Source organism: Kribbella sp. DT2 (assembly GCF_049844575.1).
GTDB lineage: Bacteria > Actinomycetota > Actinomycetes > Propionibacteriales > Kribbellaceae > Kribbella.
Genome location: NZ_JBNCLH010000008.1, coordinates 299618 through 325914, shown reverse-complemented (window position 1 = coordinate 325914; position 26297 = coordinate 299618). Strand labels below are relative to the sequence as shown.

27 protein-coding genes are annotated in these 26297 nt (G+C 70.4%); 13 read left to right on the top strand and 14 right to left on the bottom strand.

All coding sequences use genetic code 11. From position 1 onward, the window contains the following. Window positions 1-55 precede the first annotated feature (55 nt). Window positions 56-505 carry an alpha/beta hydrolase-fold protein gene (locus ACLQ2O_RS31595; protein ID WP_425838752.1) on the bottom strand — a complete coding sequence of 150 codons (450 nt, stop codon included), beginning with the start codon at window positions 503-505 and terminating at the stop codon, window positions 56-58. A gap of 198 nt (window positions 506-703) precedes the next feature. Next, window positions 704-1366: a TetR/AcrR family transcriptional regulator gene (locus ACLQ2O_RS31590; protein ID WP_425838749.1), complete on the bottom strand. Its 663-nt coding sequence runs from the start codon at window positions 1364-1366 to the stop codon at window positions 704-706. Between the two features lie 94 nt (window positions 1367-1460). Here ACLQ2O_RS31590 and ACLQ2O_RS31585 point away from each other — a divergent pair, with 94 nt between their 5' ends. Then, complete coding sequence (locus tag ACLQ2O_RS31585) at window positions 1461-2390, top strand: zinc-binding dehydrogenase (RefSeq protein WP_425838747.1); 930 nt, start codon at window positions 1461-1463, stop codon at window positions 2388-2390. Between the two features lie 92 nt (window positions 2391-2482). Here the strand turns inward: ACLQ2O_RS31585 and ACLQ2O_RS31580 are convergent, their stop codons facing one another. Then, the gene (locus ACLQ2O_RS31580) at window positions 2483-3043 is read right to left on the bottom strand and encodes a PH domain-containing protein (RefSeq protein ID WP_425838744.1); all 561 of its coding nucleotides are present in this window, start codon (window positions 3041-3043) and stop codon (window positions 2483-2485) included. A gap of 87 nt (window positions 3044-3130) precedes the next feature. Between ACLQ2O_RS31580 and ACLQ2O_RS31575 the strand changes: the two genes are divergently transcribed. The 4 genes from ACLQ2O_RS31575 to ACLQ2O_RS31560 are packed head-to-tail and all read left to right on the top strand — an operon-like array spanning window position 3131 to window position 7052. Beyond that, entirely contained in the window at window positions 3131-3721 is a 591-nt protein-coding gene (locus tag ACLQ2O_RS31575) for a DUF664 domain-containing protein (protein ID WP_425838741.1), read from the top strand. A 57-nt stretch (window positions 3722-3778) separates the two neighbouring features. Continuing rightward, a complete protein-coding gene (deoC, locus tag ACLQ2O_RS31570; RefSeq protein WP_425838739.1) occupies window positions 3779-4747 on the top strand; it encodes a deoxyribose-phosphate aldolase in 969 nt (322 codons plus the stop codon). Window positions 4748-4750: 3 nt separating this feature from the next. Beyond that, window positions 4751-6187, top strand: coding sequence for an aldehyde dehydrogenase family protein (locus ACLQ2O_RS31565; protein WP_425838736.1), 1437 nt, complete (start codon window positions 4751-4753; stop codon window positions 6185-6187). Window positions 6188-6206: 19 nt separating this feature from the next. Beyond that, on the top strand, window positions 6207-7052 hold the full coding sequence (locus tag ACLQ2O_RS31560; RefSeq protein ID WP_425838733.1) for an aldehyde dehydrogenase family protein: 846 nt from the start codon (window positions 6207-6209) through the stop codon (window positions 7050-7052). A gap of 1 nt (window position 7053) precedes the next feature. On the opposite strand, the gene ACLQ2O_RS31555 is transcribed toward ACLQ2O_RS31560, so the two are convergent. Then, window positions 7054-7812: a class I SAM-dependent methyltransferase gene (locus tag ACLQ2O_RS31555; protein ID WP_425838730.1), complete on the bottom strand. Its 759-nt coding sequence runs from the start codon at window positions 7810-7812 to the stop codon at window positions 7054-7056. A 123-nt stretch (window positions 7813-7935) separates the two neighbouring features. Between ACLQ2O_RS31555 and ACLQ2O_RS31550 the strand changes: the two genes are divergently transcribed. Then, entirely contained in the window at window positions 7936-8964 is a 1029-nt protein-coding gene (locus tag ACLQ2O_RS31550) for a S66 family peptidase (protein WP_425838727.1), read from the top strand. Here ACLQ2O_RS31550 and ACLQ2O_RS31545 read toward each other — a convergent pair whose 3' ends face one another. The 3 genes from ACLQ2O_RS31545 to ACLQ2O_RS31535 form a co-directional block, all read right to left on the bottom strand. Further along, window positions 8965-9369, bottom strand: a complete 405-nt coding sequence (locus ACLQ2O_RS31545; protein WP_425838725.1) for a hypothetical protein — start codon at window positions 9367-9369, stop codon at window positions 8965-8967. 131 nt (window positions 9370-9500) lie between these two features. Continuing rightward, entirely contained in the window at window positions 9501-10115 is a 615-nt protein-coding gene (locus ACLQ2O_RS31540; RefSeq protein WP_425838722.1) for a hypothetical protein, read from the bottom strand. 306 nt (window positions 10116-10421) lie between these two features. Beyond that, window positions 10422-11765 (bottom strand): serine/threonine-protein kinase, encoded by a 1344-nt coding sequence (locus ACLQ2O_RS31535; RefSeq protein WP_425838720.1) that lies wholly within the window; start codon window positions 11763-11765, stop codon window positions 10422-10424. 14 nt (window positions 11766-11779) lie between these two features. Here ACLQ2O_RS31535 and ACLQ2O_RS31530 point away from each other — a divergent pair, with 14 nt between their 5' ends. Next, a complete protein-coding gene (locus ACLQ2O_RS31530; RefSeq protein WP_425838717.1) occupies window positions 11780-12355 on the top strand; it encodes an RNA polymerase sigma factor in 576 nt (191 codons plus the stop codon). 728 nt (window positions 12356-13083) lie between these two features. Here ACLQ2O_RS31530 and ACLQ2O_RS31525 read toward each other — a convergent pair. Further along, on the bottom strand, window positions 13084-14475 hold the full coding sequence (locus ACLQ2O_RS31525; protein ID WP_425838715.1) for a S28 family serine protease: 1392 nt from the start codon (window positions 14473-14475) through the stop codon (window positions 13084-13086). Window positions 14476-14577: 102 nt separating this feature from the next. Next, window positions 14578-15072, bottom strand: a complete 495-nt coding sequence (locus ACLQ2O_RS31520; protein ID WP_425838712.1) for a MarR family winged helix-turn-helix transcriptional regulator — start codon at window positions 15070-15072, stop codon at window positions 14578-14580. A gap of 85 nt (window positions 15073-15157) precedes the next feature. Between ACLQ2O_RS31520 and ACLQ2O_RS31515 the strand changes: the two genes are divergently transcribed. Then, entirely contained in the window at window positions 15158-16336 is a 1179-nt protein-coding gene (locus ACLQ2O_RS31515; protein WP_425838709.1) for a cytochrome P450, read from the top strand. A gap of 9 nt (window positions 16337-16345) precedes the next feature. Here ACLQ2O_RS31515 and pepN read toward each other — a convergent pair whose 3' ends face one another. From pepN to ACLQ2O_RS31500, 3 genes are all read right to left on the bottom strand, one after another. Beyond that, window positions 16346-18784: an aminopeptidase N gene (gene pepN, locus ACLQ2O_RS31510; RefSeq protein WP_425838706.1), complete on the bottom strand. Its 2439-nt coding sequence runs from the start codon at window positions 18782-18784 to the stop codon at window positions 16346-16348. 212 nt (window positions 18785-18996) lie between these two features. Then, on the bottom strand, window positions 18997-20283 hold the full coding sequence (locus ACLQ2O_RS31505) for a sensor histidine kinase (RefSeq protein WP_425838703.1): 1287 nt from the start codon (window positions 20281-20283) through the stop codon (window positions 18997-18999). 40 nt (window positions 20284-20323) lie between these two features. Next, entirely contained in the window at window positions 20324-21016 is a 693-nt protein-coding gene (locus ACLQ2O_RS31500; RefSeq protein ID WP_425838701.1) for a response regulator transcription factor, read from the bottom strand. Window positions 21017-21144: 128 nt separating this feature from the next. Between ACLQ2O_RS31500 and ACLQ2O_RS31495 the strand changes: the two genes are divergently transcribed. The 5 genes from ACLQ2O_RS31495 to ACLQ2O_RS31475 all read left to right on the top strand — a co-directional run bounded on the left by ACLQ2O_RS31495 (window position 21145) and on the right by ACLQ2O_RS31475 (window position 25380). Then, on the top strand, window positions 21145-21405 hold the full coding sequence (locus tag ACLQ2O_RS31495) for a hypothetical protein (protein ID WP_425838698.1): 261 nt from the start codon (window positions 21145-21147) through the stop codon (window positions 21403-21405). Between the two features lie 115 nt (window positions 21406-21520). Next, window positions 21521-22540, top strand: a complete 1020-nt coding sequence (locus ACLQ2O_RS31490) for an AAA family ATPase (RefSeq protein WP_425838696.1) — start codon at window positions 21521-21523, stop codon at window positions 22538-22540. After that, window positions 22537-23475 carry a DUF58 domain-containing protein gene (locus tag ACLQ2O_RS31485; RefSeq protein ID WP_425838693.1) on the top strand — a complete coding sequence of 313 codons (939 nt, stop codon included), beginning with the start codon at window positions 22537-22539 and terminating at the stop codon, window positions 23473-23475. Before ACLQ2O_RS31490 ends, ACLQ2O_RS31485 begins: the two co-directional genes overlap by 4 nt. Continuing rightward, complete coding sequence (locus ACLQ2O_RS31480) at window positions 23472-24419, top strand: VWA domain-containing protein (protein WP_425838690.1); 948 nt, start codon at window positions 23472-23474, stop codon at window positions 24417-24419. The genes ACLQ2O_RS31485 and ACLQ2O_RS31480 overlap by 4 nt, the downstream gene beginning before the upstream one ends. A gap of 16 nt (window positions 24420-24435) precedes the next feature. Then, window positions 24436-25380 (top strand): S1C family serine protease, encoded by a 945-nt coding sequence (locus ACLQ2O_RS31475; RefSeq protein WP_425838687.1) that lies wholly within the window; start codon window positions 24436-24438, stop codon window positions 25378-25380. A 54-nt stretch (window positions 25381-25434) separates the two neighbouring features. On the opposite strand, the gene ACLQ2O_RS31470 is transcribed toward ACLQ2O_RS31475, so the two are convergent. Beyond that, entirely contained in the window at window positions 25435-25854 is a 420-nt protein-coding gene (locus ACLQ2O_RS31470) for a PRC-barrel domain-containing protein (protein WP_425838684.1), read from the bottom strand. A 45-nt stretch (window positions 25855-25899) separates the two neighbouring features. Beyond that, window positions 25900-26283 carry a hypothetical protein gene (locus ACLQ2O_RS31465; RefSeq protein WP_425838681.1) on the bottom strand — a complete coding sequence of 128 codons (384 nt, stop codon included), beginning with the start codon at window positions 26281-26283 and terminating at the stop codon, window positions 25900-25902. Window positions 26284-26297 lie beyond the last annotated feature (14 nt).

The window sequence follows — 26297 nt, the reverse complement described above, 5'->3', positions numbered from 1 at the left end:
GTTCCCCTCACTTCGGCGATTTCTCATCGCTGCGTCAGTCGTCGGCTGCGCTCTGTCAGCGATCGGCCCCGGGCAGTGGCAACCGCGAGCCGAGAAAGCGGAGCTGGTCCGGCAGCATCCGCCGCCAGTGACCGGCCGTGTGCGCGCCGGCCTGGAGTCCACCTTCGGCGACCACCTCGCGGCGCAGCGCGCGGACCGCGCCGGCGAACGGGTCGTCCCGGCCACAATCGATGCGCAAGGCAACTGTTTTGAGCTCGCCGCCGTGAACCCGGTACGCCGCGAAGTCGTCGCCACCGTCGAACGCTCCCGGCGCGGCCTCCTCCGCGGTGCCCCACAGCGCCCGGCTCATCGCGGCGGCAGCCACCACACGGCGGTCGCCTTCACGCGAGCGGCCAGCACTTTCCCGGGCCGCCAGCAGAGCGCCGTACCCGCCCATCGACCACCCGAGTACGCCGTACTGGCCGGTTGACAGACCGCGTTCCGCCAACAGGGGAAGGAGTTCCACGGTGATCATCCGCTGCGGGACCTCGCCACTCGACCGCCGGTGCCAGTAGCTGTCCCGGCCGTCGTACGCCGTGCAGCGGACTGAAAGCTGCCGCTGACGACCGGGCCGGACGGCAGGTCCGGCAGCACGCGACGCCGCGTCAGGTGTCTTGCTGGGTTCACGCCCGGTGTGACGCTCGCGGTCGGCACCCGGGTTCGGCTACGTCGGGCGTGGGGCGACGGTCAGGGTCAGGCTGCTGGGAAGGGCGGCGACGGCTTCGCGGAAGTGCGTGGCCAGGGCCGTGCGTGAACCGGCTTTCGAGGAGGCGGCCCAGACGTCCAGGGCGCAGTGGAAGGCGGCGACCAGGACGTCCAGCGTCAGGCGTGGGCGGAGGTCCTTCGGGTCGTCGATGGCCAGGCGGCGGTGCAGGATCGCGAGCGCCGTACGGGTGGTGCGGTCGCAGAAGGCGCGGCCGTGCGCGTCCATCGACGGGGTCTCTGTGGCGAGCTGCAGGCTGAGCCGGACCTCGCGGGTCCAGCTGTCGGCGGTCATCGAGGCGAGGGCGGCCAGGAGCGCGTCCTCGACGAGCTGCAGGACGGGACGTTCGTCCAGTTCGCGGGTCTCCAGGTCGTCGAGGAAGGCCGCCCAGAGGTCCTGGGTCGGTGCCATCGCGACGTCCTCCTTGCTGGCGAAGGTCCGGAAGAACGTCCGCTTCGACACGTCGACCGCGTCGCACAGCTCGTCGAGCGTCACGCCGTCGAAGCCACGCCGGGTGAACAGGTCCAGGGCGGTCTCGACCAAGGCCTGCCGGGTGCGGAGCTTCTTGCGCTCCCGCAGCGGCAGGCGTTCGGGGGTCGGCCGGACCACGGCGTCGGTACTCATCGGGACCAGCGTACCGAAGGCGCCATCGCCACTTGTAGGCTTATGCCACTGAGTGGCATAGTTGAGATGACCCCGCTGACCGAAAGGCGTTCCGATGCGCGCTCTGCTCGTCGACCGATCCGCTCCCGCAGGCCTGCGCCTCGGCGAGGCTCCCGACCCCAGCCCGGCCGCCCACCAGGCCCTGGTCCGCGTCTCCGCGATCTCGCTCAACTTCGGCGAGGTCCGGCACGGCCTCGAGAACGCACCCGACGGCGCCGTACCCGGCTGGGACGCCGCCGGAGTGGTCATCCAGGCCGCTGCCGACGGCTCGGGCCCGGCCGTCGGGACCAAGGTGGTGACGCTCGGCATCGACGGCGCCTGGGCCGAGCTCAGAGCGGTGGCCACCGACCTGATCGGTGTCGTCTCGGACGACGCCGACCTCGGCGCGATCAGCACCGTCCCGGTCGCGGGCACCAGCGCGCTCCGGGCTCTGCACCGGATCGGCCCGATCCTCGGCAAGCGGGTGCTGATCACCGGCGCGACCGGCGGCGTCGGCCGGTACGCCGTACAGCTGGCTCGGCTCGGTGGCGCGCGGGTGATCGCTTCCACCGGGGACCCGGACGCGCACGGCCCGAGTCTGCGGGCGCTCGGCGCCCACGAGGTGATCGCCGGCCCGTCCGCGCTCGGCGAACCGGTCGACGGTGTGGTCGACATGGTCGGCGGCAGCCAGCTGGTCGACGCCTACGTGCGCCTGGCCGAGCGCGGAACGCTCGTCGCCGTCGGGCACGCGACCGACCAGGGCGAGGCCTTCCCGTACGGCGCGTTCTTCGGCGACCAGGGCCGCCACGACCGCACGGTCACCACGTTTTTCCTGCTCGCCTGCCACGACCTCGGGCCGGACCTGACCCGGCTGGCGAACCTCGTCGCCGCCGGTGAGCTCGATCCGCAGATCGCCTGGCGCGGCGGGTGGGACAAGGCCGCGGAGGCCGTCGACGCGCTGCTGGAGCGGCGCCTGCACGGCAAGGCCGTGCTCGAGCTGACCTGATCCGGGCTTGCGGGGTCAGGCGGTCAGCAAGCGGGCAAGCGGTCAGCCGGATCAGGTCGTCAGCGGGGTCAGGTGGTCAGCGGGTCAGCGGGTCAGCGGAGGAACTGGGCGACGACGGCGAGCACCGCGAGCACGCCGAGCGTGATCAGCTCGGGCAGCGCCCAGCTCGTGACGATCTCGCCCTCGGCGGTGGCGGCAAGGCGTTCGCGGTGGTTGTCGATCCGGTCGACGACGAACTCGGCGCGGCTGATCGAGTTCTCGGCGGCGAGCTTGCGGCCGCCGACGCGGCTCTTGCGCAGGTCCTTCATCACCAGCTGGACGCCTGGGCAGCGGATCTTGCCGCCGGCGGTGTGCACCCGCAGGATGTCGGTCACGTCGGCGTCCTCGATCTTGTGCCACGGGACGTGGTGGTCGCGGACGTGGTTGCGGATCAGCAGGCCGTCGGGGCGCAGCGTCACCGAAGGGCGCACCAGGCCGACGTACGCGACGACCATCAGGATGCCGATCAGGGAGCCGACCAGCAGACCGCCCGCCGTCCGCCACTCCAGCACGATGTCGGCCAGACCGGCCAGGCCGATCACCATCACGACGACGCCGGTGATGCGGTTCGACGACGACAGGTACTGCTCGTTCTCGGTCACCTTCGGTTTCACCCGGACAAGGTAGCCGCTCGGGCCCAGCCGGACGAGCGCAGCCTTCGCGGACGAGGATCGTCCGGGTAGCGGATTAGCGTGTTGTGCATGAGCGATGACAGGAACGAGGACGAGTACCCGTGGGAGCCGCCGATGGCGGGGACCGAGGCCGAGCACCTGCTCGCGGCGCTGAACCGGCTCCGCTCGACGTTCCGCTGGAAGGCCGACGGGCTGGACGCGGAAGGGCTGGGCCGACGAATCGGCGCGTCGTCGCTGACGCTCGGCGGGTTGCTGAAGCACTTGGCGCTGCAGGAGGACTACATGCTCAGGGTGAAGTTCCAGGGCGGCAAGCTCGGTACGCCGTGGGAGGAGCTCGGGCCGGACGGGAGCGAGACGTGGGAGTTCGACACCGCGGCCCAGGATTCGCCTGAGCAGCTCTACGCGTACTGGGACGACGCCGTGGCGCGGTCGCGTCAGGTGGTCGCGGACGCGCTGGCCGATGGCGGTCTGGACCAGGACGCGCATGTCGCGTGGCCGGAAGGCAACCACGCCAGCCTGCGCCGGCTGCTCTTCGACCAGCTGGAGGAGTACGGACGTCATACCGGCCATGCAGACCTGCTGCGCGAAGCCGTCGACGGCCGAGTGGGAGAAGACCCGCCCGCCGGCTGGCGCCCGGCCTCCGGCACTTACACACCCTGACCGGAGGGCGGGTCTCCCGGGACACAGGAACCCGCGACACGCCCTAGACTGCGACAGGTGACGACTACCGACAGCAGCCCCGGCGCAGGGGTGGACAGCCTCGCCGACGTGACCTCGTCCGAGGACCGGTTGCGCCGGTTCCTGCTCGGTCTGCCGGGGGTCGACCAGGTCGGCGCCGAGGCGCGGGCAGCGACGCTGAGCACCCGGTCGATCAAGACCACCGCGAAGGCGTACGCGCTCGACCTGGCGATCCAGATGATCGACCTGACCACGCTGGAGGGCCAGGACACCCCGGGCAAGGTCCGGGCCCTGTGCGCGAAGGCGAAGCGGCCGGACCCGGCCGACCCGACGGCGCCGCAGGTCGCCGCGGTCTGCGTGTACCCCGACCTGGTGGCGACCGCGAAGTTCGAGCTGCGCGGTTCGGGGATCAACGTGGCGTCGGTCGCGACCGCGTTCCCGAGCGGCCGGTCCAGCCTGGCGATCAAGATCCAGGACACCAAGGACGCCGTCGCCTCCGGCGCCGACGAGGTCGACATGGTGATCGACCGCGGCGCGTTCCTGTCCGGCCGGTACGGGCTGGTCTTCGACGAGATCGCCGCGATCCGCGACGCCGCCGGTGACGCACACCTGAAGGTGATCCTGGAGACCGGCGAGCTGGTCACCTACGACAACGTACGGCGCGCGTCCTGGTTGGCGATGCTGGCCGGCGCGGACTTCATCAAGACCTCCACCGGCAAGGTCTCCCCCGCCGCGACGCTGCCCGTCACGCTGGTGATGCTCGAGGCGGTCCGCGACTACCACGAGGCCACCGGCCTGCACATCGGCGTCAAGCCCGCGGGCGGCATCCGTACGGCGAAGGACGCGATCAAGTACCTGGTCACGGTCAACGAGACGGCCGGACCGGACTGGCTGGACCCCGAGCTGTTCCGTTTCGGGGCGTCCAGCCTGCTGAACGACCTGCTGATGCAACGCACCAAGCTGGCCACCGGGCACTACCCCGGCCCCGACTACTTCACGCTGGACTGAGGCATGAGCAGATTCGAGTACGCCCCCGCGCCGGAGTCGCGCGCGATCGTCGACATCAAGTCGTCGTACGGGTTGTTCATCAACGGGAGCTTCACCGAGGCGACCGACGGCAAGCCGTTCAAGACCGTCAGCCCGGCGTCCGAGGAGGTGCTGGCCGAGGTCAGCGAGGCCGGACCGGCTGACGTGGACAAGGCCGTCCGGGCGGCCCGGCGCGCGTACGAGAAGGTCTGGGGCCCGATGGCGGGCCGCGACCGCGCCAAGTACCTGTACCGGATCGCCCGGCTGATCCAGGAGCGGTCGCGCGAGCTGGCCGTGCTGGAGTCGCTGGACAACGGCAAGCCGATCCGCGAGTCGCGCGACGTCGACCTGCCGCTGGTCGCCGCGCACTTCTTCTACTACGCGGGCTGGGCCGACAAGCTCGAGTACGCCGGTGCCGGCGAGGACCCGCAGCCGCTGGGCGTCGCCGCGCAGGTGATCCCGTGGAACTTCCCGCTGATGATGCTGGCCTGGAAGATCGCGCCGGCGCTCGCGGCGGGCAACACCGTCGTACTGAAGCCTGCCGAGACGACTCCGCTGACCGCGCTGGCGTTCGCGGAGATCTGCCAGCAGGCCGACCTGCCGCCGGGCGTCGTGAACATCGTCACCGGCGCCGGGCGGACCGGGCAAGCGCTGGTCGAGCACGAGGGCGTCGACAAGGTCGCGTTCACCGGGTCGACCGCGGTCGGCCGTTCGATCGCGCGCTCGGTCGCGGGGACGGACAAGTTGGTCACCCTCGAGCTGGGTGGCAAGGCCGCGAACATCGTGTTCGAGGACGCGCCGATCGACCAGACCGTCGAGGGCATCGTCAACGGCATCTTCTTCAACCAGGGCCACGTCTGCTGCGCCGGTTCGCGGCTGCTGGTCCAGGAGAGCGTGTACGACGAGGTGCTGGCCCGGCTGAAGCGCCGGATGGGCACGCTGCGCGTCGGCGACCCGCTGGACAAGAACACCGACATCGGCGCGATCAACTCCGCCGACCAGCTGGCCCGGATCCGCGAGCTGTCGCAGGTCGGCGAGGACGAGGGCGCCGAGCGCTGGTCGCCCGAGTGCGAGCTGCCGGCGCAGGGGTTCTGGTTCCCCCCGACGATCTTCACCGGCGTCTCCCAGGCGCACCGGATCGCCCGCGAGGAGATCTTCGGGCCGGTTCTGTCGGTGCTCACGTTCCGGACCCCGCAAGAGGCTGTCGAGAAGGCCAACAACACGCCGTTCGGGCTGTCCGCGGGCGTCTGGACCGACAAGGGATCGCGGATCCTGTGGATGGCGAACCAGCTGCGCGCCGGCGTGGTCTGGGCGAACACGTTCAACCGCTTCGACCCGGCCTCGCCGTTCGGCGGGTACAAGGAGTCGGGCTACGGCCGCGAGGGCGGCCGCCACGGTCTGGAGGCCTACCTTGCCCACTAAGGATTCTTCGAGGCTGGATGTGCGCAAGACCTACAAGCTGTACGTCGGCGGCGCCTTCCCGCGCAGCGAGTCGGGCCGGTCGTACGTCGTGAACGATGCCAAGGGCAAGTTTCTCGCGAACGCGTCGCAGGCCTCCCGCAAGGACGCCCGGGACGCCGTGGTCGCGGCCCGCAAGGCGTTCGGCGGCTGGTCGGCCCGTACGGCGTACAACCGCGGGCAGGTGCTCTACCGGATCGCCGAGGTGATGGAGGGCCGGCACGACCAGTTCGCGGCCGAGGTCGCCGCGGCCGAGGGGCTGTCGCTGGCCAAGGCGCGCCCGGTCGTCGACGCCGCCATCGACCGCTGGGTCTGGTACGCCGGCTGGGCCGACAAGCTCGCCCAGGTCGTCGGCTCGAGCAACCCGGTCTCCGGCCCGTACTTCGACTTCTCGGTGCCCGAGGCAACGGGTGTCGTCGCGCTGCTGGCGCCGCAGGACTCCAGCCTGCTGGGCCTGACGAGCGTCATTGCCCCTGCCATCGTCTCGGGCAACACGGCTGTCGTCGTCACGTCCTTCGACCGCCCGATCCCCGCCATCACGCTCGGCGAGGTGATGGCGACGTCCGACGTACCGGGCGGGGTCGTCAACCTCCTCACCGGCTCGGCCACGGAGATCGGCCCGTGGCTGGCGTCCCACATGGACGTGAACGCCATCGACCTGTGCGGCGTCGAGTCGGCTGACGAGGCCCGCGAGCTGGAGGCCGCCTCAGCCGAGAACCTCAAACGAGTCCGCCGTCCGGCGGACGAGGACTGGTTCGAGTCCCCTGGACTGTCGCGGTTGACGCAGTACCTGGAACTGAAGACGGTCTGGCACCCGATCGGCGTCTGACTCAGCCCGGTCGGCGGGCGACGGCTAGCAAAGAGCCGCCCGCCGGCAAGGGCACTCCTGCCTTGATCAATGCGCTCTCCAGGCGCATCGCCGCGTAGCAGGCGGTGTTGAGAGGCGCTGCCATGCCGAGCTCGCCCTCGACGTCCGCCGTCTGCTTCTTGGTGAGGCGTGCTGCCATCATCGCGGGCAGCAGGAGCGAGACGAACGACGTGATCTTGACGGGCTCGAAGCCGGCGGCCTGGAGCTCACTGGCCAGGTCGCGGCGACCGTAGCGTTTGACGTGGTGGGCCGCGACGTCGGCGGCGCTCCACAACCACTGGTGCTGCGGAACGGTGATCAGGACCCCGCCGCCGGGCTTGACCGTCTGGAACATGCCCTTCAGCACCAGCGGTGCGTCCTCGACGTGCTCGATCACGTCGAACGCGCCGGCGACGTCGAACTCCGCGTCGTACGGGTTCAGCGTCGCGTCCATCTGCCGCAGCTCGACCTCCGGCATCCTGACCCGGGCGTTCACGAGCCCTTCCTCGAACAGCTCGGTGCCGACCAGCCGCCAGTCCGGGTGGATCTGCCGGACCCGGTCGAGCACGTAGCCGTTGCCGCAGCCGAGCTCGAGGAACGAGTCCGCGGCCGGGAAGTACTTGTCCAGCGCCCAGTTGATCAGGTCGCTGCGTGCCCGGTACCAGAAGCTGTTGGCCTCCAGTGCGAACAGCTTCTCGAAGTTTGCCGGGTCGTACCCGCCGCCCGTGCCTGCGTCCGCCATGCTGCAACCTATGCCGCGCGGGCCCTGCGCGCCAAGGGGTTCGCGGTAGTTGTGCGCCCGGGGTTCGCCGTACTGGACGGAAACCTCGGTGCGCCAAGGAGTGCGCCGCACTAGGGTCGGGCCATGATCTTCGCTGCCAAGCCGAAGCCGGGTGACAAGGTCGCCGTGGTGTCGCCGTCGGGCGGACTGCCGGAACTGTTCCCGGCGCCGTACGAGCTCGGCCTGCAACGGCTCCGCGCTCTCGGGCTCGAACCGGTCGAGTACCCGACCACGCGCCGGCTATCGACGAGCCCTGTCGAGCGCGCCGCTGATCTGCACGCGGCCTGGGCCGACCCGTCGATCCGCGCGGTGTTCGCGAGCATCGGCGGCGACGACCAGATCACCGTGCTGAAGCACCTCGACCCGGAGATCTTCCGCGCCGACCCGAAGCCGTTCTTCGGCTACTCGGACAACACCAACCTGCTGAACTTCCTGTACTCGTTGGGGATTCCGGCCTTCCACGGCGGCAGCGTGATGGTGCAGCTCGGCCGCGGCGGCGCGATCCACCCCGACACCGAGAAGTCGTTGCGCGCGGCCCTTTTCTCCTCGGGATCGTTCGAGCTGACGCCGGCGATCGGCTGGACGGATCGCGACAGCGACTGGGCCGACCCGCGCACCTTCGAGTCGTCGCCGGACCTGTTCCCGGCGACGGGCTGGCAGTGGTCAGGCCCGTCGACGCCGGTCAGCGGCCGGTTGTGGGGCGGCTGCCTGGAGATCCTCGACTGGCAGTTGGCGGTCGGGCGCTGGATGCTGCCCGTCGACGAGTACTCCGGCGTCCTGTTCCTGGAGACCAGCGAGGAGCTCCCGACCGCGCCCCAGGTCCACCGCATCCTGCGCAACTTCGGCGAACGCGGCCTGCTGCAACGCTTCCAGGCCGTCCTCTGGGCGCGACCGAAGGGTTGGTCGCTGGACCACCAGGTCACGGACGAGGTCGCTGCGGCGTACACGCACGACCAGTACGCCACCGCCCGGCACACGATCGCCGAGTACAACCCCGACGCCGTCGTCGTCACCGGCCTCGACATCGGCCACACGGACCCCCAACTCATTCTCCCGTACGGCGGCCGAGCCGACCTCGACCCCGCCGCCGAGAGGATCACCGTCACCTACTGATCAGCGGAAGACCGTGGTCATCTCGACCATCTTCGTGCTGTCCTGCCGGACGTCGTAGAACCGGATCTCGACGTACCCCGGACCGCCCGGAACGTCGACGGTCAGGCCCTTCGTGTACTCGTCGACGCCGGTGCAGGTCAAACCCGTCTTCTGGGAGATCCCCACCGGATAGGCGGTCATGATGACGTACCGGCAACCGCTGATGTCAGCCCTGACCGCCCGCTGTACGCCCTTGACGGTGGCCGTCCGGTTGGAGAACGTCACGGTCCCCCTCGCATAGGTGGCGCCGTAGGTGATGTCGAAGGGCTTCGCAGCGCTCGTCGCGGCTTGGGCCGACGACGCCGCGCCCGTCAGGCCGGCCAGAACGATCATGAAGGTGACACAGGCTGAGATCCATCGGCGCATTTGAGTCCTCTTTGTCTGTCGACGTGGCGTGCGGTTGCGTTCGACCGCCCGGGGACGACGTCCCAGCACATCGTGGACCTGGCGTCGTCGGCAGGCAAAGATTCTGCAGCAACGTGCAAAGGCGTCGGGAGTCAGCGGATTTCGGTACGGGTGAGGGGCGGGTTGGGATCGGGGTAGCACTTGACCGGGGACTTGATCGTCACGAACTTCCACTTGATCGTGGCCTGCAGGTCGAGGCCGGGGTTGTCGAAGCTGGACCCCTGCAGCTTGGTCTCGACGACACCGGAACGACCGGCCTTGAGGTGAACGGTGAGCTGCGGCAGCTTGTACGACGCCCCGCCCGCGATCGGCCCCGCGACGCGGAGCGTCGCGACACCGATCGAGGCCTGGATGCTCGGCGTTGAGTTGAGCCCCGAGCCGCCGGAAAGCCAGCCCGACACGTACTGCGCGTTCGCCGGAATCGGGATCCGCAACGAAAGGTCGCGAACCTCCTTCAACTTGAACCCCTTGACCTCCCCCGGCAGCGACCCCGCCTTCAGGTCGAACACCACGTAGAAGTCACCCCCCGGTCGCACCACCGCCGGCGCCTTCGCCTCAATTCCCTGCCGCAACGAAACCTGATGCTGCCCGAACTTGGTGTCCGCCCGGCACGCATAACTCACCGCCGCCCCCGCCGCAGAGGCCGGCAACGGCACCACCAGCCCAATAACCATCACGGGAGCCAAAAACTTCCGCAGAGTAGTCATGCCATCACTCTAAGCAGTCAGTCGCCGATCCGGCGCCGCCCATCTCAGCCAGTGAGCCATTCCAGCACAGCCAGCGTGCGACACCCCGGACCACGCCAGCAGGCGACGCATCACCGCCCGACCAGGCCCCGACCACCCCGACGACGACAACGGTCAGCAACACAACCCAGCGCAACCCGCCTCAAGCACTCACCTCGCCGGCAGCGGCGGGACGTTCCAGCAACGTCGCCCGGCGGAACAGCGGCGGCCGATCCCGCGCTTACCCCGGTGGACGGGCAGGCAGCAGCACAACCAGCGGGCGGCACCTCATCGTCCGGCGAAGTACCAAGCAGCCGCAGCCGCTCCCAGGAAGACCACAGGCAGCAGCACAACCAGCGCAAGCCGCCTCAAGTACTTGCCTCGCCGGCTGGGGCGGGATGTTGCAGCGACGTCCCCCGGCGGGACAGCGGTGGAGGAACGCACGGTCGGGCCGCCGGATGAGCTCGCGCTAGATCCGCTGGAGGAAGGCGCGGTCGACCTGCCGGACGAGCCTGCGTTCGCTCCGGTGGACGAGCCGGTGCTCACTCCGGTGGACGAGCCGGTGCCCGCTCTGCCGGACGAGATCGCGCCCGCTCCATCGGACGACCCTGTGCCGCCTCCACCGGACGACCCCGTGCCGCCTCCACCGGACGACCCCGTGCCGGCTCCATCGGACGAGTCCGGCGTCGACCCGTCAGGCGCTCCGCCGGAAGCGCCGGGTGAGCCGACTGTTGTGCCGATGTCGTCCTGGTTTGCTGGCGTCGTACGGAGGGACGCCAGCAGCGGGGCCTCCTGTTCCAGGCGGTAGGCCTCGGTTTCCAGGCGTTCGGCGAGGGTGTGGGCTTCCGCCCAGCGGTCGTCCACGCGGTAGGCGAGGGCTCGGGCCAGGAGTTCATCGATCTGGCCGATGGCGTCGTGGAGCAGCGGGCGGAGGCTGGGTGGGTCCTGGTCGGGGTCGCGGCCGACGACGTCGGTGATCGACGAGGCGACGAAAGGCGCGCGGCCGGTGAGGAGTGCGTACGTGACGGCACCGACGGCGTACACGTCGGCGCGTTCGTCGAAGCCGCCGTCGCCTCGGCCTTGCTCGGGCGCCATGTACGACGGCGTACCGACGGCCTCGGTGAGACCCGATGCTTCAGCTGCGCGCTTGGCGAGGCCCAGGTCGGCCAGGACGATGCGGTGCGTGCCGCCGCCCGACTCCTTGCCGCCGGACGGGCGGAGCAGCAGGTTGGCGGGGGTGATGTCGCGGTGGACGACGCCCTCGGCGTGCAGCGCCGCGACCGCTCGCGCGAGATCGGCGCCCCACCACAGCGCGTCAGCGGGGTCGACCGGGCCGGCAGCCAGCACCTCGCCGAGGGTGCCTCCGCTGACGTAGTCCATGACGAAGTACGGCCGTCCGTCGTCCAGCGCGCCGAGGTCGAAGACGCGCACGACCCGGTCGCTGGCGATCCGGCGCATCAGCCGCGCCTCGGACAGGAACCGCTCACGCACGTCGGCGCGCGAGGCCCAGTTGTCGGCCAGGACCTTCACCGCGACGTCGACGTCCAGGTCGTCGTCGTACCCGCGCCAGACCGTCGCGAAAGCACCCGCGCCGACCTTCGACTGCAGGCGGTACCTCCCGATGGCATCCATCAAGACTATTGTCGGTGACAGAGAGGATCATGGCGAACACCTGGGGGAGCATGAACGACGAGCTCGAGGAGTTGGCGGCGCGCGCCGCGGGTGGGGATCAGGCTGCCCTGCCGGAGCTGCTGCAGGCGATCCGGCCGCAGGTTCAGCGCCGGGTGGCCAAGTTCCTGCCGTACCGGGAGGACGCCGAGGAGGCCGCGCAGGACACGTTGATGACGGTCGCCACCAAGATCCACACCTTCAAGGGCACCGGCACGTTCGCCGGCTGGCTGACCATCGTCGCGACCAACCAGGCCCGCCAGACCTACCGGACGCTCAAGCGCCGCTCGGTCGAGCAGTCGGCCGAGGTCATGCCCGAGGCGATCGACCCGCGGACGACGTCGGTGATCGCCGGGTCCCGCCTCGATCTCCTGGAAGCGCTCGAGCAGCTCGAGTCCCACCACCCCCAGCTCGTCCAGCCCCTCGTACTCCGCGACCTCGGCGCACTCACGTACGCCGAGATTGCCGAAGAGCTCCAGGTCCCGCTCGGCACCGTGAAGGCCCGCATCCACCAGGCCCGCAAGGAAGTCGCCCAGCGCCTCACCATCCGCTGACCCACCGACGCGCTCCAGCATGCGCCCACGTGGGTGGGGCGGAGGGGCAGCGCGCCCCGAGGCGTGCGCTCCGCGCCGCCGCCCCCGGCCGCGCCGCCCACTGACCACCCGGCATCGCTAACCCGCGGACCCGGCAACCCGCGGACCCGGCAACGCACTCCAGCATGCGCCCACGTGGATGGGTGGGAGGAGCAGCACGCCCCGCCGGTCAGCGCCTCACCATCCGGCCCGCCGACGCGCACACCTCTGTGGATGGGGTGGGGAGGGGCAGCGCACCCCGAGGCGTGCGCTACGCGCCGCCGCTCGCCCGACTGCGTCGCCCGCTGACCGCCCGGCCGACGCCAACCCCGCGGGAACCCGCGGACCCGCAACGTGCTCCAGCATGCGGATGGGGGCGCGGGGAGAGCAGGTCGCACCGGTGCGCGTGGTGGGGAGCAGCGCGCCCCCGTCGGTCAACGCCTCACCATCCGACCCGCCGACGCGCGCACCCATATGGATAGGGGTGAGAGGGGCAGCGCGCCCCGAGGCGTGCGCTCCGCGCCGCCGCACCCGGCTGCGCCCACTGACCACCCGGCCGTTGCCACCCCGCGGGGACCCGCTGACCCGGCGACAGGCTCCATCGTGCGCCCACGTGGGTGGGATGGGGAGGAGCAGCGCGCCCCGAGGCGTGCGCTCCCGGCTGCGCCGCCCACTGACCACCTGGCCGACGCCAACCCCGCGGGTATCCTCTAGCGGGCCTTGAGGTGGCGGGCTCCTGGGTCGATCGTTGTCTGTTGGAGGGCCGGCTGGGTTGGCACGCCCATCCATTTCTGGAGGATTGTCGTCGCCTCGACTCGCTGCGCGGTTGGCAGGCCGCTGATGCTTGACCCGTGGTTGCCGGCGGGCTGCGTGTACCAGTGGGAATCCCGCGTCCCGGGGCCCGGCGCGAACTTCTCCGCGCTCCACGGGTCGTTCTCGCCGTACACGAACAGCATTCGGCGGCCCTGCGTCTTCAGCCAGAGGTCCACGCCCAGCATTGCGAACGGCTCGTGCCGCGGCTCGATGTCGTCCGGTACGGCGGCCGGTGCGTCGCCTGCCTCGCGATAGCGCAGGAGACCCTTGAGCCACGTTGTCCGGCTCGCGACGTCCGGCCAGTTGAGCTGCTGGCTGGCCTGGAAGTAGTACGGCAGGAAGCCGGCCGTGCCCTCGTCGGAGTAGAACGACCAGCCGGAGATCTGGTCGATGAAGTCGAACAGCTGCTGGTCCGTCGCCGCCGCAGTGCCCGGTACGTCGGGGCAGCTGGCCTGCGTGCTGTACTGCCAGAACGCGAACGGTGTGTCCAGTACGGCGGCCTCCAGCGCGCGGTCCGCCGAGCCGAACGTGCTCTCGTAGGTCAGCCCGTTCGCGGCCGCGTACTCCTTCAGCTTCGCCAGCATCGCGGGCCGCCGGAGCAGGGTGTTGCGCTGCAGGTTCCGCAGGGCGGCGTTGCACTGCGGATCCGTGCCGGCCTGCTGGATGAACGAGACGTACGAGTCGACCTTGTTGACCACGTCCTGCGGTGCGACGTACGCGACGGTGGCGTCGACGTCGTTCGGGTAGAACCGGCGGTGGTAGACCGAGGTCATCCCGCCCTTCGAGGCACCGGTCGACACCCACTTGCCGCCGTACAAGGCCTTCTTGAACGCCTGGACGATCCGGTGGTGGTCGGTCGCGGCCTGCCAGATGTTGAGCTTCGACCAGTCCTTGCTAGCGGGCGTCGAGTCGTTGAAGAAGCGCTGCTCCACGTTCAGCTGGTTGCCGTCGACGAGCCGGGTCGGCTCGGAGGTGAACGCGCCACCGACCCCGCCGTACCCGGTGGTGTGCAGGACGGTCGGGCGCGCGAAGTCGCGGTGCCACAAGGTGATGCGTTGCTCGAACTTCTTACCGCCGGGCTTCCGGTGATCGGCCGGCTGCGTGTACCGCAGGACGAAGAACGGCTTGCCGCTGATCACGCTGCTGCTCTCGATCCGCAGCCCGGGGATCGTCGCGAGCTTGGCCGCGACGTCGTCGAGCACGGCGGTCGAGGCCACCGCGGGCGTGAGCGAGGATCCGATCAGGGCGGCGACAAGCACTGCGACAACACTGGCAACGAACCGGCGCATGACGGCTCCTCTGCTCGGGGCGATTGCTGAGAGATTAGGCGCAGAACGCCGACAGCGCGACCCGTTCGTCCACAGGCCTGGTTCGTCCACAGGCAACAAATCTCAGCCGGCGGCGGGCCACCGACCTGCTAGCGCCTGCCGCTCGGAGCCGGCCGCCCGGTCGATCTCTTCCTCCGTACTGCGCTGCGCCGCCTCCAGGAACGTCCGCATCCCTTCGAGCGCGGCGTTGTCGAGCGCACCCAGGTGCTCGGCGAGCCGTGCGTTCAGCGGTTCGTAGTAGCTCGCGACGACGTCGAGACTCTGCTGGGTCGGCTCGATCAGCAGGCGCCGTCGGTCGGCCGGGTCGGGGACGCGGGTGATGCAGCCGGCCGCCTCCAGCCGGTCGATCATCCGGGAGGCCGAGCCGGAGGTCAGGTTCACCCGGCGGGCCAGCTCGCCGACACTCGCCGGGCCGTCGACCGAGAGCGCGTACAGGCACTGCAGATCGGTCTGACTCACGCCGAGCCGGTCGGCCACGATCCCGTTGAACCGGGTCACCTGCACGGTCCAGGCCGGCAGCAGCCGCCCGACCTCCGGGATCAGCTCGTCGCGCTTCATGGGGCAGACCCTACTGCACGACACATTAACTGTGTTGTGCATATACTGCGTGACGCAGCTATTTCCGATCGACGGAGGCCGACCGATGGACCCTTTCGCCCCGCGTACCCGCGGTATCACCGAGCCCGACCCGATCAGGCTCGACCTGCGCCGCCGCGGACCGGTCGTCGAGGCGCCCGCTCCGCCCGGCGGCCCGGTCTGGATCGTCACCGAGGAGACGCTGGCCCGACAGGTCCTCACCGATCCGCGCATCGTCAAGGACCCGGCGTACGCACCGCCGGAGTGGGACGTACGCCGGGCCGGGCTCGAGGCCACCGCGGCCGAGCAACCGTCCCTGACCACGTACGACGGCCCGGCGCACACCGCGCTCCGGAAGGCCCACACGCCGCTGCTCACCGCCAAGCGGATCCAGCAGCAGCGCTCCAGGGTCCGCGAGCTCGCCACCGAGCAACTCCAGGCGCTGGCCACGGCCTCGACGACCGCGGTCGGCGTACCGGCGACAGCCGAGCCGCCGGCCGCCCTCGGCGCGATGCCCCCGACCCCCGGCGCAGTCCCCCCGGCCGCGGTTGACCTGATGGCGGACTTCGCGACCCGCTTCCCGTTGACCGTCGTCTGCGACCTACTCGGCGTACCGGCGCACGAGACCGACCGCGCGATGGTCGCCTGCCGGCAGATGCTGACCGGCGACCAGGGCGAGGCGATCGCCACCCTGCGTGCGGTCGCGGCGACGGCGAGCCGGGACGCGCTGGCCGGTGAGCTGTACGAGCAGGTCCCCGACGGGATCACCGACGAGGACGTCCACTACCTGCTGTTCGCGCTGATCTTCGCGGGGCAGCTGACCACCGACGCGTCGGTGGGATTCGTGCTCGCCAACGGCCTCAACGAGCCGGGCAGCAGCGGCAGCGACCTGGTGGATCGTGTGCTCCGGCAGCATCCGCCGGCGCCCTTCACGCTCTGGCGGTTCACCACGACCCCGCTGGAGCTCGCCGGCGTTCAGCTCCCGGCCAACGCGCCGGTCCTCGTCGACATCGAAGGCATCAACACCCGACCTGGCCGCCCTGAAGGACCGGATCTGAGCTTCGGCGCCGGCGCGCACTACTGCATCGGCGCGCAGCTCGCGCACCTGGAACTGACCGTGGTCCTCGACGTACTCCGCACCAACCACCCGAACGCACGCCTGGCCATCCCGTTCGAGCAGCTCCGGCAGTTCACACCCGGCGGCAACACGGGCAACCGGCTGGCCTCCCTCCCGATCCTGTTCTGACCGGCAGGATCAGCGCGCCAGACGCCGTACGGCGAGCGCCCGCCGCAGATCGTCGGCCGCGTCCGCGACAGCACGACGGATGCCGGGGGCAACGTTTTCGTCGGTCGCGGTGGCCGTCGCCAGAGCAACGGTCTCCTCGTCGACGGCGAAGTGCGGGAAGATCCGCCCGGCGGTCAGGCCGACCGCGATGCCCGCGCGGATGCTCGCCGTACCGGCGATGTCGGTGAAGTAGCGAGCGACGTACGGCGCGGTGAGGTCGGCCTGAGTCGGGTGCCAGAAGCCGTCGCACAGGGCGTAGAGCTCGTTGACGCCGACGGTGGGGTCGGTCATCACGCGCTCCCAGGCCGCTTCCTTGCCGGCCGGGAGCGCGGCACGGCACTTGGTGGCTTGGATCTCGCCTTCCGTCGACTGGTCCCGCGCCAGCTCGGCGTCGATCTCCGCGGCGCCGAAGGCGTTGAGGCGGACCAACTGCAGGGTGAGAGCCCAGCGGAGATCCGCGTCGACAACCAGACCGGCCGGGCTGCTGTCGGCGAGCCAGGCGCGGAGAAGTTCTGCGTCGCTCGTCGTCGCGATGACGCCGCGCGCGACCGCCAACTGCAGGCTGCTGCCGGGCGGGCAGGTCGCCAGGCGAGTGGTCAAGGCCTCCGCGAGCTGCGCGCTGAACGGCTCGTACGGAAGCGCTCGGCCCAGCAGGCTGCTCTCGGCCCACCGCAACAACGACCCGACCGCGATGTCGCTGTCCTCTGCGGGCAGCGCGGCGAGCAGGATCTCCAACGCCTGCTGGGGATCCAGGTCGCTGTCGGCGACGGAGTCGCGGATGCTGTTCCAGATCACCGCGCGCGTCGTACCGTCGGCGATCAGCGGCAGCACGCGTGGCAACGCCTCCAGACTCGCGACGTCGAGGCGGATCTTGGCCCAGGTGTCGTCGCCGGCATCCGGTACGACGAGCGCGGCCGACGGATCCAGCGCGACCTCGACCTCGTCGGCGTCCAGCAGTACGTCGACCGAGGTCGGCGTGCCGGCGTCGTCGTACGAGGCAACTGTCAGCCGGTGCGGCCGCTCGGCGGCGTCCGGGCGCGACCGCTGCAGCGTCACGCCGGTCGCCGTACGGGTGGCGCTGATCGTGTCCAGTCCCGACGTTCGCAGCCACTGCGCCGACCACTCGGCCAGCCCGTCGGCACCCGCCTCGGTCAGCTTCGCGACGAACTCCGGCAGGTCCGCGTTGCCGAACTCGTGCGCGGCCAGGTGTGCGTTCACGCCGCGCAGGAACACGTCGTCACCCAGGTACGCCGCCAGCTGCTTCAGCACCGCCGCGCCCTTGGCGTACGAGATCCCGTCGAAGTCCTCCAGCGTCTCGCGCGCGTCCTTGACCGGGTCGGTCGCGACCGGGTGCGTCGACGAGCGCTGGTCGGCCTGCAGACCCCACCACTTGCGGACGAACCCGAAGTCGGTCCAGTGGCCGCCGTGGTCGGTCACATCGTGCGAGACCCGGTGCGCCATGTACTCCGCGAACGACTCGTTCAGCCACAGGTCGTTCCACCACTTCATCGTCACCAGGTCGCCGAACCACATGTGTGCCAGCTCGTGCACCAGGATCCGCGCGCGGGTGCTGCGCTCGGCATCCGTCACCTTCGACCGGAAGACCAGGGTGTCGGCGACGGTCACGCAGCCCGGGTTCTCCATCGCGCCCAGGTTGAAGTCGGGCACGAAGACCTGGTGGTACTCGCCGAACGGGTAGCGGTAGCCGAACAGCCGGTGGTACTCGTCGAAGGCCTGCGCGGTCACCGTGAACAGGTCCTCGGCGTCGCGGTCCAGGTACGGCGCGAGCGACTGGCGGCAGCCGAGCCCGAGCGGGATCCCGTCGTACTCGGAGCGGATCAGGTGGTAGGGCCCGGCGACCAGCGTGACGAAGTACGTCGACAGCGGCTTGGTCTGCGCGATCTCCCACCGGCCTGGTGCGATCTGTCGAGCCGGTCCGTTGCCGAGCACGATCCAGTCCGGCGGGACGGTCGCGGTGATCCGGTACGGCGCCTTGAGGTCGGGCTGGTCGAAGCACGCGAAGTACCGCGGCGCCGACTCCAGCGACGACATCCCGTACAGGTAGACCCGCCCGTCGGCCGCATCCACCGACCGCTGCATCCCCTCACCGTCGTGCGCGTACTCCATGAGGGCGTCCACCACCAGCTCGTTCTCCCCCGCCAGCCCGGTGAGCGGCAGCCGGCCGTCGTCGAGCCGGGCGAGGTCCACCGGTACGCCGTTCAACGTCGCCGACCGCACCTCGCGAGCCTTCACGTCCACCCACGTCTCACCCCCCTTCGCCGCGAACCACACGGTCGACACGGCCCGAAACGTCTCGTCCCCACCACAGAAGTCAAAGTCGAGGTCGTACCCCCGAACCTCCACCACCGCGGCCCGACCACGCGCACCATCCACAGTCAAAGCAGGCATCCCCCGAACCTAGCAACCGAGCGTGCCGCCCACGACCGCCCCACCCACCCCGGTGTGGTGGGTGGCCGGCGGGGCCGGTTGCCGGCGGCTACCGCGGAGCTGACGGCCAAGGTGGGAAGCCGACCGGAACGGGACCTGCTGCTACCGCACCCCGCAGTAACCGTTGAAGCACGCGGTGGGTCGGTGGCAGGGCGGGTGCTGGTGACAGCGGCCTAAGCCCTTGGGCCCAGTGGATCCTCGTCGGCCGGTGGGGTCGGCGTGCGGCGGGTGTCGTTGGTCAGCGAGCGTTCGGGGAGCCACAAGACGAAAGTGCTGCCTACGCCCAGCTCGGAGTACAGGGAGACCGAGCCGCCGTGGGACTCGACGATCTGGCGGACGATGGCGAGACCCAGGCCGGCTCGGCGTTGGCCGGTGGAGGGGACGGTGGCGAGCGGCTGGCGTTGGCCGGAGCGGAAGAAGCGGTCGAAGACCCGGTCGGCGTCCTCCTCGGCGATGCCTGGGCCTTCGTCGCGGACGGCGATCCAGGCCCAGCCGTTGCGGCTGCCGACGGCGAGGACGAGCTCGCTGCCGCCTCGGGCGAGGCGGACGGCGTTGGAGAGCAAATTGTCGACGGCTCGGCGGAGCGCTGAGGCGTCGCCGGCGGCGATCGGGCCGGGGGCGAGGCGGCGTACGAGGTGAATCTCGCGGTCCGCGGCGAGCAGCGCGTACTCCTCGGCGGCCTCGCCGGCGATCGCGGCCAGATCCACGTCGGCGTCGACGAAGGCCGGCGACGACCGGCGGGCCGAGGCGAGCAGGTCCTCGACGAGCCGCGTCATCCGCTGAATCGCGCGGGAGACGATCGCGGTCGCCTGGGCTCGATCCTCGGCAGGGGTGTCGTCGTGCGCCAGTACGGCGTCGACGTTCGCCTGGATCACCGCCAGCGGATTGCGCAACTCGTGCGAAGCGTCGTCGACGAGCTGTCGCTGGGCGACGAACGCCGACTCCAGCCGGACCAGCATGTCGTCGACCGTGTCGGCCAGGTTGCGCAGTTCGTCCCGCGGACCGGTCAGCGCGATCCGCCGGGACAGGTCGGTCGCGGAGATGTCCTGCGCGGTCGCCGTGATCGCCCGGACCGGACGCAGCGCGCGCCCCGACAACCACCAGCCGGTGCCGAGGCTCACCAGGAACAGCACGCCCATTCCCGCCGCCGAGTAGTTCCGCAGCGTCTGCAGGGTCTGGTAGTTGACCGCCGACTGGATGCTGGAGATTTCCGCGGCCTGGATCACCACGCCGGGCTTCAGCTTGAGATCGCCGTCGTGCCCCCGGATGACCTTGTTGACGGTGATCGGGTCGAGCGGCTTGGGATCCAGGTACGCCGACAGCGCGAAGTACAGCCCACCGAGCAGCAACGCGGAGAGCGCGATCAGCATCGCGGAGTAGGTCACAGTCAGCCGGAACCGGACGGTCTGCGCCCAGACCGGCAAGTGGCCGATCAGCCCCCGTTGACGAAGATTCCCCATGATCACATGCCTTTCCGGAGGCGCGGCAGGAAATACAGCTTCATGTCTCACCTCGTAGCCGGTAGCCCCGGCCGATCACCGTTTCCAGCAAGGGATCCTCACCCTCCTGGGTGAGTTTGCGCCGCAGCGTCCCGACCGTCACGCGGACGCTCTGCGTGAACGGGTCGGCGTTCTCGTCCCACACGTGCTCCAGCAGCTCCTCGGCCGACACGACGTGCCCCGGCCGGGACATCAGGTACCGCAGTACGCCGAACTCTTTCAACGTCAGCGGCAGTTCCCGCCCAGCCCGCGTCGCCAGGTGCCGCGAGGAGTCCAGTACGAGGTCGCCGACGTGCAACTGGGTCGACCCGTTGGTGACGTCGCGACGCAGCAGCGCGCGGATCCGCGCGAGCAGCTCGACCAGCGCGAACGGCTTGGTCAGGTAGTCGTCCGCGCCCTCGTCCAACCCACGGACACGGTCGGCCAGTGAGGCCCGCGCGGTCAGCATCAGCACCCGCAGCTCCCGCCCGGACGCGACCTCGATCTCGCCGCGCCGTACCGCCCGGCACAGGTCGAGCCCGTTGGTGTCGGGCAGCGTGATGTCCAGGATCGCCAGGTCGTACGCCGTGGTCGCCAGCTTCTCGACCGCCTCGGCACCGGTCGTCGCCGTGTCCACGGCGTAGCCGGCCCGGCCGAGTCCGGAGCGCAGAGCGCTGACCAGGCCTTCCTCGTCCTCCACCACCAGTAGTCGCACATGCCAAAGGTAGCGGCGAACCCGGCGTGCCCCGGGATGCGCTTTCGCTCGCCTTTCGTTCGGCTTTCCGGCCGTTTTCGCGGCCAGGTGATGAATTGGTCGCACGATCCGATCAGAAGGAGTCACAGATGAACTTCCCCGGAAAGCGTGTCCTGCTCGGCAGCGCGGTCGCCGTCGCGGCCCTCGGCGTCGGTGGTTTCGCGTACGCCGCCGGCAACGACCCGGCTCCGACCCAGGGGTACGTGACCGTCGAGGACGACGCGACCACACCGTCCCCCAGCACTGGTCAGGGCACCGAGGCCCAGCCGCGTGACGGCAAGGACTGCCCCGAGAAGAGCGGACAGGGCCAGGCCCAGCCCGAGCAGAGCAACCCCCAGGGCAACGCATGACAGTACTAATGCCTCGCCTCCGGCTCGGCGGGTCATCGGGCTTGAACTCCCGGTCTTCCCTCGTCGCTCCGGTCGCTTCGCTCCCTCCACTCCTCAGTCCAGACCGGGAGGCCCGATGACCGCAGTACTCGAACGCGCCCTCTTCGAGGTGAAGCGGGTCGTGGTCGGCCAGGACCAGCTGGTCGAGCGGATGATGGTGGGCCTGCTCGCCCGCGGTCACTGCCTGCTCGAAGGCGTCCCGGGCGTCGCGAAGACGCTCGCCGTCCGGACCCTCGCGGAGGTGATCGGCGGCCGGTTCGCCCGATTGCAGTTCACCCCCGACCTGGTCCCCGGTGACATCGTCGGGACCCGGATCTGGCGGCCGTCGGTGGAGGGGTTCGACACCGAGCTCGGCCCGATCTTCGCCCACCTGGTGCTCGCCGACGAGATCAACCGGGCGCCGGCCAAGGTGCAGTCGGCGTTGCTGGAGGCAATGGCCGAGCAGCAGGTCAGCATCGGCGGGGTGAGCTACCCGCTGCCGGAGCCGTTCCTGGTGCTGGCCACGCAGAACCCGATCGAGTCCGAGGGCGTCTACGCGCTGCCCGAGGCGCAGCGGGACCGGTTCCTGCTGAAGATCACCGTCGACTACCCGAGCCCGATGGAGGAGCTCACGATCCTGCAGCGGATGAGCTCGCACCGGCCGCACGCGAACGCCGTACTGACGCCGGAGATGGTCCGTGAGTTGCAGGAGGCAACGGAAGAGGTCTTCGTGCACAACGCGGTGGCCGAGTACGTCGTACGGCTGGTGCATGCGACGCGGGAGCCGCAGCAGTACGGGATCAACGATCTCGGTGGCGTGCTGGAGTTCGGGGTGAGCCCGCGGGCGACGCTCGGACTGGTCGCTGCCGGGCGGGCGCTGGCGTTGCTGCGCGGGCGGGACTACGTGCTGCCGGCCGACGTGTACGACGTCGCGCACGACGTGATGGCGCACCGGCTCGTGCTGACCTTCGACGCGCTCGCCGACGGGGTCGATCCCCGGGCGGTGGTGTCGCGGGTGCTGCACACGGTCGAGCAGCCGCACGTCGTACCGGCTGATGACGGGCCTGGGATCAACGCGGTGCCCGGGTACGACGCCACGGGTGGGACCGCCGCATGACAGGCCCGGATCTGCTGGCGGGGCGCGAGCGGGCCCTGCGCTCCCTGGAGCTGTCCGTGAAGAGGAAGCTCGAAGGGTTCCTGCACGGGGAGATCACCGGGTTGCTCAGCGGTCCGGGCAGTGAACCGAACGAGGCACGGCCGTACCAGGCCGGGCAGGACGACGTCCGGCGGATGGACTGGAACGTGACTGCCCGCTCGCTCGAACCGCACGTCCGGGCGCCGCTCGCCGAGCGCGAGCTGGAGACGTGGGCGCTGATCGACGCGTCGGCCAGCATGGACTTCGGTACGGCGCTGAGCGAGAAGCGCGACCTCGCGGTCGCCGTGGTCGGTGCGGTCGGCCTGCTGGCCGACCGCCCTGGCAACACGCTCGGCGTACGAGTTGCTCTGGGCAACCAAGTCCGGAGGATCCCTGCGGTGGGTGGATCGGCAGCTCTCCGCCGAACCTTCCGCACACTGTTGTCATTGCCCAGAGCAACACCAGGCGAGCACCCGGAGACAGACCTCGCCACAGCCATCACCAGACTCAACCGGGAACATCCCAGACCAGGTCTCCGAGTAGTTGTCTCTGATTTTCACAGTAGTGATTGGGGAGACGCACTCAGACGGTTGAGCGCTCGGCACGAGGTGATTGCTGTTGAGGTGCTGGATCCTCGCGAGCTCGAACTGCCCGAGGTCGGGCTGCTGACCGTGGTCGACCCGGAGACCGGGCGCCGGCGGGAAGTGCAGACGTCCAGCAAGAAGCTGCGGCGGCGGTACGCCGACGCGATGGCGGCGCACCGCGAGCGCACGGCGCAAGCGATCCGCGCCTCGGGAGCGGCCCACCTCGTCCTGCGAACAGACACCGACTGGGTGCGCGACGTCGCCGCCTTCGCCTCCGCGCGTAAACGAGCCGCCGCCCGCCGTACACCTCGAGGGAGGACCGGTATCCGATGAGATTCGAGCAACCCCTGTGGCTGTGGCTGCTGCTGGTCGCCGCCGCCCTGGTCGTCGCGTACGTCGTCGCCCAGCGCCGGCGCAGCCAGTACGCCGTACGCTTCGCGACGCTGCCCATGCTGGAGAAGGTCGCCCCCAAGCGCCCGGGCTGGCGCCGCCACGCCCCGGCGTTCGCCTTCCTGGCGGCCATCGTCGTCCTGACGATCGCGATCGCCCGCCCGGTCACCGACGTCCGGGTTCCCCGCGAACGCGCGACGGTCGTGGTGGCGATGGACATCAGCAACTCGATGGCCGCGACCGACGTCGCGCCGGACCGGTTCAGCGTCGCCAAGGAGGCCGCGACACAGTTCGTCCGCGACCTGCCGGAGCAGTTCAACGTCGGCCTGGTCTCGTTCGCCCGGACCGCGACCGTGGTCGCGCCGCCGAGCACCAACCATCAGGCCGCCGTCGACGCGATCGAGCAGCTCACGCTGTCCGACAGCACGGCGATCGGCGAGGCCGTCCTGACCAGCCTGCAAGCGGTCCGGTCGCTGGACAGCCAGGCCGCCGAGGACCTGCCGCCGGCGCGGATCGTGCTGCTGTCCGACGGCTCCAACACCTCCGGGCGGTCGATCGACGAGGCGGCCCAGGAAGCCACCACGGCCGGCGTACCGGTCTCGACGATCGCGTACGGCACCCCGGACGGCACGATCGACCTCGAAGGCCGGTCGATCCCGGTCCCCGTCGACGCCGGGTCCTTACAGGGCCTGGCCGAGGCCACCAGCGGTTCCTTCTACGCCGCCGAGAGCAACGAGGAACTGCGCGACGTCTACTCCGACCTCCAGTCGTCGATCGGCTGGACCACCGAGGAACGCGAGATCACCAACCTGGTGGCGGGAATCGCCCTGGCCGCGGCTTTGCTGGCCGGGCTGGCGTCGCTGCTGTGGTTCTCGCGGCTCCCGTGAGCACCAAGGAGCACTTGTGAGTCCTCATCTGGGTCACCCCTTCCGCGGGCCGCACTACCAGCCCGGTCCCCCGCCGACCGCCCCGCCGCCCGACCAGGCCGCGATTGGCTTCCCGTTCCCCGTCACCCCGGCCTCCGCCCCGCCGGCTCCCCCCTCTCCGGCTGCGGCACCTCAGGCCGGGGTGACGGCCAAGCCGGTACGCCGTACCGGCCGCACGCTCGCCGCCGGGATCGCGCTGTCGGTCCTGGCCGGCGGGCTGGCCGGTGCGGTGACCGGCGGGTGGGGCGACGACACCCCGCCGGCCGCGACCGCACAGTTGCCGCAGGCATCGGCTCCGTCGGCGGCCGGTGGCGGCGGCCCGACGATCGCGTCGGCGGCCGAGAGCGTGCTGCCCGGGGTGGTGTCGGTAAGGGCTGGGCGGGCGACCGGTTCGGGCTTCGCGATCGACCAGCAAGGACACGTGGTGACGAACGCGCACGTGGTGGAAGGAGCCCGCGACGTCTCGCTGGTGCTGGCGAACGGGCGGACGGTGGAGGCCGACATCATCGGGGTCGACGCGGACAACGACCTGGCGGTGCTGCAGGTCGCCACGGACGCGTCGAGCTCGGGACTGCGGGCGCTCCCGCTCGGCCGGTCCGCGGAGCTGAAGGTCGGCGACCCGGTGCTCGCCGTCGGCTCACCGCTCGGGCTGGAGGGGACCGTGACGGCGGGCATCGTCAGCGCGGTCAACCGGCAGGCCCGCTTCGGGGACAGCGGCGCGCGGCAGACCGCGATCCAGACCGACGCGGCGATCAACCCGGGCAACTCCGGCGGCCCGCTGGTCAACGCGGCCGGTCAGGTGGTCGGCGTGAACACCGCGATCGCCACCCTCGGCAGCTCCAGCCGGTCGGGCAACATCGGTATCGGCTTCGCGATCCCGGTCGACCGGATGACCACGATCGTGCGAGGCTTGATCGACTGATCACCTCGGCCCGCCGCGGACTCCATGCCACGCGGCGGGCCGAGGCTAGTCGTCTCAGGGGTGGAACGGCGGGCGCCGGTAGATCGCCCCGGGCGCCCAGAACGGGCCGATCTCGTAGTACTCGTACAGGCCCGTGAAGTAGTCCGGCGCGTCGGTCAGCTCCGGGTCGTACACCGGGGCGCCGACCAGCGCCGACTGGTCGCGATCGATCATGACCTGGTCGGCGTCGACCGACTGGACCAGCTCGACCGGCACCAGCCGCGACTCCTTGCCGAGCCCGAGGAAGCCGCCGTCGACGACCTCGAGCAACCTGACCTTCGCCTCGTCGTGGTCGAGGAACAACCCGTCCACCTTGCCGACCTTCTCGCCCGCGGCGTCCACCACGGTCCGGCCCCGGATGTCGTCCCCCGGGTCGGCCAGCACCAGATCGGTGGACCCCAGCTTCACCAGCGATACCTGCGGCTGCTCAGTCATCGTCGTTCTCCCTTCCAGCCTTCTGGTAGCCGAAAGGGACCCTGGTCAAACGGTCGCTTGCCGTCCCAGTACGCCGGACACCGGCGCCGGCCCCGGATCGCAGTCGAGATGCCGCCCGACCCAGTCGTCGAGATCGACCGCGGCTTCGTCGGGATCCTGCAGCAAATGAGTCCGCCACCAGTCGTCGGCAGGCTGCACCACGCACCGGATGCTCTCCTCCGAACGGCCCAGGGCAGCAGCGATCTGTTGCCAGCTCTCACCTCTCGACCGGGCAAAAGCAACTACCGCATCGACGTACCGGTCAGTCGCCTGAAGGACCGCACGGGCGGCGGCCAGCTCTTCAACGGCCGCAGGAACCGCGGCGCCGGCGGTCTCCGCGAGCTGGCACGCCTCGTACGACAGCGCAACCCGCGCCACGGCCTCGTCCATGGTTCGAGCATCGA